This is a genomic window from bacterium (genome assembly GCA_019912885.1).
GTDB lineage: Bacteria > Lernaellota > Lernaellaia > JACKCT01 > JACKCT01 > JAIOHV01.
The window spans coordinates 25,736-35,903 of record JAIOHV010000064.1; the positions used below are offsets into that span (position 1 = coordinate 25,736).

A 10,168-nucleotide genomic window follows, 5' to 3' on the forward strand; every position below is an offset into this window, starting at 1 on the left:
ATTTCCTGTTTCCTATTTTCTATTTCCTGTTCCTGATTTCTATTTCCTATTTCCTGTTTCCTCTTTTCTCTCGATACCGATTCACGTAGTTCGCGGCCATGATGTAGCCCAGGTGCGAAAACGCCTGCGGGAAATTGCCCGTGTACGCGCCGCTTGCCGGCTCGATCTCCTCGCTCATGAGACCGCTTTCGCCAAACAGCTTTTCGAATTCGTCGAGCAGGCGTTCAGCCGCGTCGACGTCCTCGATGATGGCGAGGGCCGAGATTAGCCAGTAGGTGCAGAGGATGAACGCCTCCTCGTCGCCGGGCACGCCGTCGGGCGTCCGGTAACGGTAGATGAACGCGTCGCCGTGGCCGAGCTCGCGCCGAGTGTTTTCGATGATCGTCCGTGTACGCGGATCGTGCTTGTCGAGATAATGCAGAAGGACGAACAGGAAATTCGTGGCGTCTTGCGACGGGGCGCCGGGTGATTGGCGAAGCACGCCGCGTTTGGCATCGTAGCAATGCCCCTCGATGAACGCCCGGATTTCGCCGCGAAACGCCTCGAGCTTTGCGACCCGGTCGTCGGGTAGCCCAAGCAGTTCCCGCATGCGGATCAGGCGATCGATGCCGACCCAGCACATCACCTTGCTGTAGGTAAACTCCACCGGCTCGCGGCGCACCTCCCAGATGCCCGCGTCGGGCGTCCGCCAGCGTTTTTCAATCTGCTCGCCAAGCCAAATTGCGATGTTCTTCATGCCCTCGGTGATCGCCACGCCGTGCCGGGCGGAGAAATAGATCGAGTCGATGATGATGCCGTAAACGTCGAGCTGGAACTGGTCGGACGCGAGATTGCCCTTGCGCACCGGCACGGAATTTCGATAGCCCGCCAGGTGTTCGAGCCGCTTTTCGTCCGGGATGATCTCGCCGCGGATCGTATACATGTGACGCACCCGCATCGCGCCGTGGCGCGTCAGGACGTCCTCGAGATAGTGGAAAAAGCGGGTGGCCTCCGCGTGCATGCCCAGCACGGAAAGGGCATAGAGCGTGAACGTCGCGTCGCGCAGCCACACGTAGCGGTAGTCCCAGTTGCGCACGCCGCCGATGGCCTCCGGTAGCGAGGTCGTCGGCGCGGCGACGATCGCGCCCGTCGGGTAGTACTGCATGAGCTTGAGCGTGATCGCGCTTCGTATGAGTCTCTCGCGGCGGAATTCCGGAAATTTTCCGCCGGCGACCCATTCCCGCCAGAATTCTTCCGTGTGCGCTTCGTAGGGATGATCGAGCCCGGCGAACGGCGTGCCCTTTTCGTCGCCGTGGTCGAGCACGACGCGCGTGCGTTCGCCTTCGGCGAGTTCGAACGCGATGACGCATCCGGCCGTCGCGCCATCGATGCGCGCGCGCCGGGGCAGGAACAGCCGTACCTCGTGTTCGCCGTCGCGAAAACGAAGGCCCGGACCGGGGCGATCGTCAAGGCGCGGCGCGCCCGAGCCGAATCCCGGGCGCGGATCGAAATGCAGGCGCACGGTTCCGCTTCCGCGAAGCCCGCGAAAGGACCGCACGATGACGTGCAGCGGGCAGGCGTCCGCGGGTTGCGGCTCCATCATGTCGCGCACGGAAAATTCGAAATCGTCGCCGACAAAGACGGTCTCGACGATCGCGGTTTCGGGCCGATAGGTGCTTTTCGCGCTCCGGCCGTCGGGCAGCACCGAAAAGCGCCCGCCGCGCTCGTCGTCGAGAATCGCCGCGAACATCGAGGGCGAATCGAAGGCCGGCCAGCAGAGCCAGTCGATCGACGCCTCGCTCGATACCAACGCGGCGGAGTGCAGATCGCCGATGAGCCGATAGTCCTTGATGGGGCGATACGCCATACGCGTTGACGTTAGCGGGCGCGCCGCCCGGCGCAAGGGCGCGAATCACATTTTTTTCCGCGAAGACGAGAAGGGATCGCACTTTGCGGTGAACTTCAGCCGCCGCTGACCGCCGGGAAGATGTGCACGCGCGCGCCGTCGGCAAGGGGCGTCGCGAGGCCGGCGAGAAAACGGACGTTCTCGTCATCGACGAAAACATTGACGTGCCGGCGCACCTCGCCGGTTTCGGTCATCACGCGATCGCGCACGCCGGGATGCGCGCGAAAGAGCCGGTCGAGCGCCTCGCCGACCGTCGCGGGCGCGCCGTCGAGTAATACGCGGTCGCGCCCCTCGGTGAAGACACGAAGCGGCGTGGGGACGTGGACGATGACGGGCATGAACGCCTCCGTAACTTGCAAGCATTATCGGCGATGGCATTCGCCATTCGCAATTCGCAATTCCCCATTGGTGCCGTTTCGGTTATGCTTCGCACGGCTGCGTACGCCGCGACAATCCTCGCCGCGTCCCATACCCAAAAATGAACGAAACACTTCCCTTCGCCACCGCCGACGATCCCCTCCTCGCGCCGCTGAACAACGAGCAGCGCCAGGCCGTGCTGCATGGCGAGGGGCCGCTTGTGATCTTCGCCGTCGCCGGTTCGGGCAAGACGCGCGTGCTGACGCATCGCATCGCGCACCTCATTGACCGCCGCCGCGTGGAACCGTACGAAATCCTGGCCGTCACCTTCACGAACAAGGCGGCGGACGAGATGCGCCGGCGCCTTTCTTCGATGCTCGGCCCGCGCGCGTATGGGCTTTGGGTCGGCACGTTTCACGCCACCTGCGCCCGGATTCTGCGCGAGCACGGCGAGGCCGTCGGCCTGTCGCCGCGCTTTTCGATCTACGACGATTCCGACCAGCGCGCGTTGCTGAAGGACATCTACCGGCGCCTCGATCTCGACCCCAAGGCGTTTGACCCGCGCATCGTCGCCTCGCTTCTCGACGAGGGCAAAAACAATCTCGTCGCGCCGTCGACGCTCGCCGAAAGGCTGCGTCCGCCGGCGCGCGATTGGGCGCGCACGATCGTCTCGGAATACGAAAAAGCGCTGCGTGAAAACAACGCGGTTGATTTCGGCGATCTGCTCGTGATGGCGGTCAGGGCGCTCGAATCGAGCGAAGCGGCACGCACGTACTACAGCCGACGTTTTCGCCACGTGCTGGTGGACGAATTTCAGGACACGAACTTCGCGCAGAAGCGCTTCATCGAGCTGATCCTGAACGCCCAGGGCAATTTGTGCGTCGTCGGTGACGACGACCAGAGCATCTACCGCTGGCGCGGCGCGAATATCGAAAACATTCTCGAATTCGAATCGCACTTTCCCGGCGCGCGCCGCGTGATCCTGGGGCGCAACTACCGCTCCAGCTCGAATATCCTCGCGGTGGCCGGGTCGATCATCAAGCACAACCGCGGTCGCGTCGCCAAGGCGCTCATCACCGACAACGAAGCGGGCGCGCGCGTGCGCCTTTTCCGCGCGGACAGCGAATACGACGAGGGGCGCTTTGTCGCCGCGCAGGTGCTCGACCTGATCAAGCGGCAGGGGCTGTCGGCGTCGGATATCGCCGTTTTCTACCGCGTCAACGCCCTCTCGCGCGTGCTCGAGGAAGAACTGATGCGCGCGGGCGTGCCGTTCATCGTCGTCGGCGGCACGCGGTTCTACGACCGCAAGGAGATCAAGGACATCCTCGCGTACCTGCGCCTGGCCGTGAATCCCGCGGATGGCGTCTCCGCCAAGCGCGTCATCAACGTGCCGTCGCGCAAGATCGGCGCGAAGTCGATCGAGGCGATCGACATTTTCGCGGCCCGCGACGGCGTGTCATTTCTGGAGGCGGCACGCGCCGCGCTGGCCGAGGATTCGTTGCCCAAGGCGGCGCGCGAGGGCGTGCTGCGCTTTCTCGAAGTCGTCGAGGCCATCACGAAAAAGGCCGACGACGCGCCGGTGCCCGAGGTGATCCAGTACGCCATCGAGCACACGGGATACCTGGCGATGCTTATGGCCGACCCGAGCGTGGAGGCGCTGTCCCGAAAGGAGAATCTCGGCGAATTGCACGAGGCCGGCTCGCAGTTCGCCCGGCGTAATCCCGACCTGCGCCTTGCGGACTACCTCGAACAGGTCAGCCTGGCGCAGGACGCCGACCTGGTCACCGACGAGAACGAGGCCGTGCGGCTTATGACGCTGCACAACGCAAAGGGTCTCGAATTCCCCGCGGTGTTCATGGTCGGCCTGGAGGAAAAACTGCTGCCGCACGCGCGCGCGATGGACGGCGGCAACGCCGAGATCGAGGAGGAGCGGCGCCTTTGCTACGTCGGCGTGACGCGCGCGCGCCGGCACCTGACGCTTTCGTGCGCGGCGCGGCGCCGCACCTACAGCGGCGAGCAGGGTTACTCGCGGCCGAGCCGGTTTCTCGACGAGATTCCGGATGATTTGATCGAGCCGCTCGGTTTTTCGCCGAGGCCGTCGCTTTGGGAGATGCCCGGCGCGATCGGATCTTCCCCCGGGGGCGCGGCGCCGGAGCGCGCGGTATTCCGCCGCCCGCCCAGCTTCGAGCGCACGCGACAACCGTTTGCCTCGGACTGGAAACCCGGCCGGCCGTCGAACGGCGCGCCGCAAGGCGGCGCGAACGTTGATATCCCCGGCGAGGGCGACACGTATTACGACTACACGGACACGCAGGAGGGCGCGGGCTACCTTGCGCCCGGGATGCGCGTGACGCATCAGAAATTCGGCGCGGGCCGCGTGCTCGCGCTGAACGGCCAGGGCGACGCGGCCAAGGTCATCGTGCGTTTCGAGGGCGGCGTCGGAACCAAGACGATGCTGCTGAAGTTCGCGAATCTGACGAGGAAATAGGTAATAGGAAGCAGGAATTAGTAAATAGAAAATAGAGTTAAGGCGCGCCGTGGCAATGCGGCGCGTTTTTGCATTAGACGTGGGCGTTGGTTTCGTCCACCACGCGGTGCGCCTACCGTCACACCGCGCGGCCGACCGACGCTATTTCCTATTTCCTACTTTCTATTTCCTCATCCTACGGATGCCACTTGATATTGCATCCGATGCTCGGGATCTGCGCCGTGTGGACCGGGTGTCCGGCGACGACGGCGTTGACCGCGTCGGTGAGATCGACGCCGGTGACGGGCACGCCGTTGCCCGGGCGGCTCCCGTCGAACTGCCCGCGGTACACGAGCTTGCGGTCCCTGTCATAAAGAAAGAAGTCCGGCGTGCACGCGGCGTCGAACGCGCGGGCGACGTCCTGCGTCTCGTCGTAAAGATACGGGAACTCGAAACGCATTTCTCGCGCCTGTTCCGCGAGTTTGTCGGGCGCGTCGCCGGGATGCGTCCGCACGCTGTTGGAACTGATGCCGACGACGGCGCATCCGTGCCTGACGAATACGCTTGTCGCATCGGCGAGCTTTTCTTCGATGTGCTTCACGTACGGGCAGTGTGCGCAGATGAACATCACGAGAAGCGCCGGTTTGTCCGCGAAATCGGCGAGCGAGACGGTCTTTCCCGTCGTCACCTCCGGCAGCGAAAAATCCGGGCACGCGCTACCGAGTTCCTTCATGTGCGATGGCGTCAGAACCATGAGGGACCTCCTCCGAAAATGTCGATGTTGCTCAGGCGGTAGTGTCGTGAATCGGCGCGAGCATCGCAAGGGGGGCGGTCGGCGACCCGATGGCCGCAACGATACCGACCGCGCGCTCCGCGTTCGCCGCGCGAACGCTTCGCTTGCGGCACTGACATCGCCATCGCGACATCGCGACTAGGAGTTGTGCGTTCCCTGGACCTCGACGCGCTTGCGTTTGCGAAGGCGAAGCACCTCCGGCGCCTCGACGAACGCGGTCCTGAGGATCTTGGCGCCAAGTCCAACCAGGTGCGCCGTCGAACGGTTGAACCGCGCGGGCGCCGGGCCGACTTCCGGAAAACCGCGGCCGTCGTGTTGCACGTTTTCCCAGTTGTTGAACAGGCGTCCCCATTCCGAGGCGAGCGCGGCGTGCGTGCGTTCGCGGCCGTGCGTCGGATACCAGTACATGTCGTGATACATCACGCTCGCCAGATACGCCCACGGCGCGGCCCACGTCTTGAGCGACCACTCGATCGCCTCCTTGAGCCCGCCCCAGTAAATCTTGTGCTGCATCTTGGCGGCGAAGGTGATGTTTTTCATCGGCCCTTCGAAGTTCCAGTTCTCCCGCGCCGCGTCGAGGTCGCCGACGATCTCGATCTGCGCCGGATCCGCGTTCCCCAGGCCGAGGTCGTGCGCGAGGCGCGTGAATTCGATTTTCATCGGGTCAAAGCCCATCAGCCGCGCGGCGGTCGCGTCGATCGCCACCTGGTCCGCGGACGCCAGCAGCACGTTTTTCACGTGCGGGATCATGCACCGCGGGCCGGGGCCGTCGCCGGCGAACGTCCCGTCCATGACGGCGAAAACGCCGCGGTGGATCTTCTTCTGGATCATCAGAAGATCGACGAGCGTTTTGTGGATGACCGGGTGCGTCCAGTGGCGATGCTCGTTGAGCAGGCCGCCGAACGCGTTTTTCATCGCGCCCGTCATCGTCGTAAAGACGTGCGTTTTGACGGTGGGCAGGTGGATGATGTTCTCGCCGATGAAGCGGCGCGGGATCATGAAGCCCTTGGGATAGACGTCGTTCAGGCACGTGAATTTCTGCGCCAGGTCGCCGACGGCCTCGCGCACGTCGACCCAGTCCTCCCCCTCGTACAGATGCACGTTACGCAGCCCGTGCGCCTCGACGACGTTGAGTTGCTTATTCTCGCGCTCGCCGAAGTGCGCGTCGATGACGACGGTGCGGTTGTGGCAGGCGTGGATGAGGTTCGGGTCGTACCCGTCCTGTTTCATCGCGCCGATCACGCCCTCGAGCTGCCAAGGCGTCGTCGAGCTGCCCGGAAAAAAGAAGTGCCAGGAGATGTTGACCTTCAGCGCGGTATCGGCGGTGCGATCGACGACGGACTGATAGTCCGCGAGATTCATCAGGCGATGGTAGTCCTCGAGCACCGTGGCCGGGCTCGTACGGACAATCGCGACTTTCGACTTCGACATGTTCGTCCCCAACGGTTCAAAAGCGCCTCGCGGGCGCCGGGAATCCCGGATATTAAGTTAGGACAAAGGAAATAGGAAACAGGAAATAGGAAACAGGCAAGAGGAAAGAGGTTTGAAGCGTTCGCGATTCGCGAGGACCGGTGAGACGAAGACCCCAGTTTTTTCCATCAGGCAACGCCCCGCCACTATTTCCTGCATCCTCAATTATGCAACGGACTGTGCAGGCACCACCACTTTCCGTCGCCGTACCAGTAGTCGATGACCGGCACGTTGACTTCCCGATCGCGGTGCGTCGGGCAGAAGGAAGACGCCGTGAAGCCCGACCGGTCCAGGTCCACGACGAGGCGCTCGGGGTAAACGTCGCCGCCCTTCGGCGCGAGCACCACAACAAGCTGCGCGCCGGTGGTTTCGCGCCCCACGACGTAGGCGGCCGAGAGGCGTGCGAGATCGGCGCCGGCCTCGCGGATCGCCGCACGCGCCACGCGATCGACCTCGCCGCGGTTGTCGCGGCAGATCGGCACGTAACGCCGGTCGAGAAGGCGCCACGCCTTCGCGCCGACAAGCCCAAGGGCGATGACGATCGCGATCACGACAAGCAAATCGACGACCGCGATGCCGGCGCTAGTGGTTCTTCGCCTCGACGACAGGCGGCCCGATGACAGGAAACGCAATCGCCGGTTTGTCATCCTGAGCGAAGCGAAGGATCTCGCCACTTGCGCCGCCGGAACACTCAAATCCGCCAATCGTTCGTGCGTCGTGCGCCTCATTCGATGCGCACCACGCCGTCAGGGTCCGCGTAGAGATTCACGAAACCGAACCGCGCCGCGCGCGGCACGGACAACACGAACCCGCCCGAGGCTTCGCGCACGTAATGGTAAATCTCCGCGGAGCGCAGGATGCGCGGCTCGGAATCGAGATATTCCGGGCGCAGGTCGGCGAGCGTTCGCGGATATTCGCCGTGTTCGTGGCGATACGCGAATATGCGCGAGAGCAGCCACGTGAACTGCGGCGCGGGCGATTCGATGAGCGCGATGTGCGCGTCACCGAATCCCGCCGGTGGCGGCGCGCCGTCAAGCCGGGCGCCCAACAACATGTTCAATCCGATGAGCGCGGCCAGCACGAACAGAAGCCGCGGATTCACGCGGATCCCCGCGAACATGCCGCCGTTTTTTTCCACGCGGACCGGGGCGGCGCCGCGCGGCGATTTGCCGCCCGCGGGCAAGACCGGACCGCCGCCCGCGCACTCGGGGCAGGTGATGCGGTCGGACTCCTCGCCGAACGTCATGCACGCGGCGCAGATCGGCCGGCCGCATATGGCGCAGTCGTAGAGCGCGTCCTCGCCCAGATGCCGGTAGCATTTCATCGTCGCGCACAAGCGTGCGAGGCGGCGGCGGCGCTGTCAACGGGAATTCGCAATGCGGAATGCGGAATGCGGGTGCCACACTTTTACCGGGCCGCAGGCCGGGAAAGGCGTGCTCGACGTGTTGGGCACACCTTTGACCTCCCACGGTCGGTCAAAAGTGTGGCACCCGTCCATCACGTCCATCATGTCCATCCGGTCCATCATGTCCATTTCGTCCATCACCATCGCGCACGGGCCGGGGGGAAAGGGAAAGGGATAACCCCGATTGACACCCCCGGCGAATTGCGAACAATGCGCCGACGGAAACGTCCCGTATTCATCAATTCCATGAGGTTTTGGCCAGGTGTTGAAGCCCGCGCGCTTGATTATCGTCGTCCTCGCCGCGATCGCCGCAGCCTGCGGCGCCTCGAAGGCGGATAAGCGCGTCTGGTTTAACGGCTTTGAGCCGGCGAGCGCGGGATTCGGGCAATTGGCGATCGTCACGGATTTCGCAATCGTGCGCCGCGAGGAAAGCGGCCTGACCTTCGTATCGCTTCACGAGAGCCTCGACGAAGCGCGCGCGCTCGATGCGCGCCTTGCCGGCCGGCTCGTCGAACTCGGTTACGGCGCGGGCGGACGCCAGCGATTTTTTGTCGGCGCCTACGCCTCCGATCCGATGCGTGCGTCGCTGTCGGAGGAACGCGCCGGCCCCCTGCGCGAGCCGCCGTATCACGCCGACCCGGAAACCGCTCGCGTGCCGCCGCTCCACGCCGCGCTTGCGGCCATCGCCGGCGGGCTCGGCGATCTGGCCGCGTCGCCGCCGGAAACGATAACGGCGCACAATCTTCCGTCCGACGCGGCGCGTATCGTCGGAGGTAATTACCGCAGCTCCGGCATTGTCGCGCTGTTCGGCGTCGCGCGGCGGATCGACGGCGAGCAGGGTCTCGACGCTCCGCTCACCACGGATCGCGTCAAGAAACTGCGTGCGCCTTTCCTTGCGATCGCGTTTTTCGAATCCGCGACAGGAAGGCTTGTTTACTTCGACCGAACGCACATCGGCGGCAAGCAGCGGCTCGAGGATGTCGAGAACGCGCTCGACCGCCTGACGCGCGATTTCCCGCCCGCCGCGACGTCGGCCGCCGCGTTCGAGACGCCGCCGCAACCGGCGTTGACCGCCGGAACGGAGGCGGCAACCGCGGCCACGCCTTTTTTCGCGCCGCCCTCGGAGATCGACCCGGCACCCGAATACGCCATGATGATGGCGGTCGTGAAGGGCGCGGGCGGCGTGCCGTTTTCGCCGACGGGCGAAGGCCGCGGCGCGACCCGCCTTCTCATTCCCGGAACGCCGGTGCGCGTCATCGGCAGGGCGGGCGTGCAGGCGAAGATCGTCCTGCGCGACGGATCGGTCGGATTCGTCCCCGCGTCAAGCGTTTACGTCAGGCCGTAAAACCTCGGATCCACGAAGCGGGCGTGGCGCCCCATCTACGCGCCGATCAACCGGTCCCCAGGCGCACCTGCCCCGATTCCAGACATCGCTTCGCGTCGCGCATCATGTCTCCGATGATGTCCGCGATGGGCCGCACATCGTCGCAAAGCGCCGCGCCCTGCCCGGCGGCCGCGCTGCCGAGGTCCATGTCGCCCTCGCACGCCGCGCGGCGCACGCGGCCATGCCCGATGAACGCATGGATCTCCTCCGCGCTGTGGCCCGCGTCGTCCATGCGGCGGATGTCCTCGGCGAGCGGATTGCGCAGAACGCGCGAGGGCCCAAGCCGCACGCCCGTGACGAGCGTGGCCTCGTCGCCGGCCTCGACGATCGCGCGTTTGTAGCGGTCGTGCACGGCGCATTCGGTCGTGGCGATCAGGCGCGTGCCGATCTGCGCGCCTTCGGCGCCG

10 protein-coding genes are annotated in these 10,168 nt (G+C 64.9%); 2 read left to right on the plus strand and 8 right to left on the minus strand.

Going from position 1 to position 10,168, the window contains the following annotated elements; all coding sequences use genetic code 11:
* Positions 1 to 46: 46 nt before the first annotated feature.
* Together K8I61_05510 and K8I61_05515 are read right to left on the minus strand one after the other, a co-directional pair.
* Positions 47 to 1,846 carry a DUF5911 domain-containing protein gene (locus K8I61_05510; GenBank protein ID MBZ0271472.1) on the minus strand — a complete coding sequence of 600 codons (1,800 nt, stop codon included), beginning with the start codon at positions 1,844 to 1,846 and terminating at the stop codon, positions 47 to 49.
* A gap of 95 nt (positions 1,847 to 1,941) precedes the next feature.
* The gene (locus K8I61_05515; protein ID MBZ0271473.1) at positions 1,942 to 2,223 is read right to left on the minus strand and encodes a MoaD family protein; all 282 of its coding nucleotides are present in this window, start codon (positions 2,221 to 2,223) and stop codon (positions 1,942 to 1,944) included.
* 140 nt (positions 2,224 to 2,363) lie between these two features.
* On the opposite strand from K8I61_05515, the gene K8I61_05520 reads away from it, so the two are divergent.
* A complete protein-coding gene (locus K8I61_05520; protein MBZ0271474.1) occupies positions 2,364 to 4,730 on the plus strand; it encodes a UvrD-helicase domain-containing protein in 2,367 nt (788 codons plus the stop codon).
* A 175-nt stretch (positions 4,731 to 4,905) separates the two neighbouring features.
* Here K8I61_05520 and K8I61_05525 read toward each other — a convergent pair whose 3' ends face one another.
* From K8I61_05525 to K8I61_05545, 5 genes are all read right to left on the minus strand, one after another.
* Positions 4,906 to 5,463 carry a thioredoxin family protein gene (locus K8I61_05525; protein ID MBZ0271475.1) on the minus strand — a complete coding sequence of 186 codons (558 nt, stop codon included), beginning with the start codon at positions 5,461 to 5,463 and terminating at the stop codon, positions 4,906 to 4,908.
* A 177-nt stretch (positions 5,464 to 5,640) separates the two neighbouring features.
* Complete coding sequence (locus tag K8I61_05530) at positions 5,641 to 6,933, minus strand: DUF362 domain-containing protein (protein ID MBZ0271476.1); 1,293 nt, start codon at positions 6,931 to 6,933, stop codon at positions 5,641 to 5,643.
* A 200-nt stretch (positions 6,934 to 7,133) separates the two neighbouring features.
* A complete protein-coding gene (locus tag K8I61_05535; protein MBZ0271477.1) occupies positions 7,134 to 7,619 on the minus strand; it encodes a hypothetical protein in 486 nt (161 codons plus the stop codon).
* 77 nt (positions 7,620 to 7,696) lie between these two features.
* Entirely contained in the window at positions 7,697 to 8,296 is a 600-nt protein-coding gene (locus tag K8I61_05540; GenBank protein ID MBZ0271478.1) for a hypothetical protein, read from the minus strand.
* 36 nt (positions 8,297 to 8,332) lie between these two features.
* Positions 8,333 to 8,779, minus strand: coding sequence for a hypothetical protein (locus tag K8I61_05545; GenBank protein ID MBZ0271479.1), 447 nt, complete (start codon positions 8,777 to 8,779; stop codon positions 8,333 to 8,335).
* On the opposite strand from K8I61_05545, the gene K8I61_05550 reads away from it, so the two are divergent.
* Positions 8,766 to 9,722: a hypothetical protein gene (locus tag K8I61_05550; GenBank protein ID MBZ0271480.1), complete on the plus strand. Its 957-nt coding sequence runs from the start codon at positions 8,766 to 8,768 to the stop codon at positions 9,720 to 9,722. The two genes, K8I61_05545 and K8I61_05550, sit on opposite strands and share 14 nt — an antisense overlap.
* Positions 9,723 to 9,768: 46 nt before the next feature.
* Here K8I61_05550 and K8I61_05555 read toward each other — a convergent pair.
* The coding region (locus K8I61_05555) for a nitronate monooxygenase (protein ID MBZ0271481.1) at positions 9,769 to 10,168 on the minus strand (400 nt) is incomplete at its 5' end.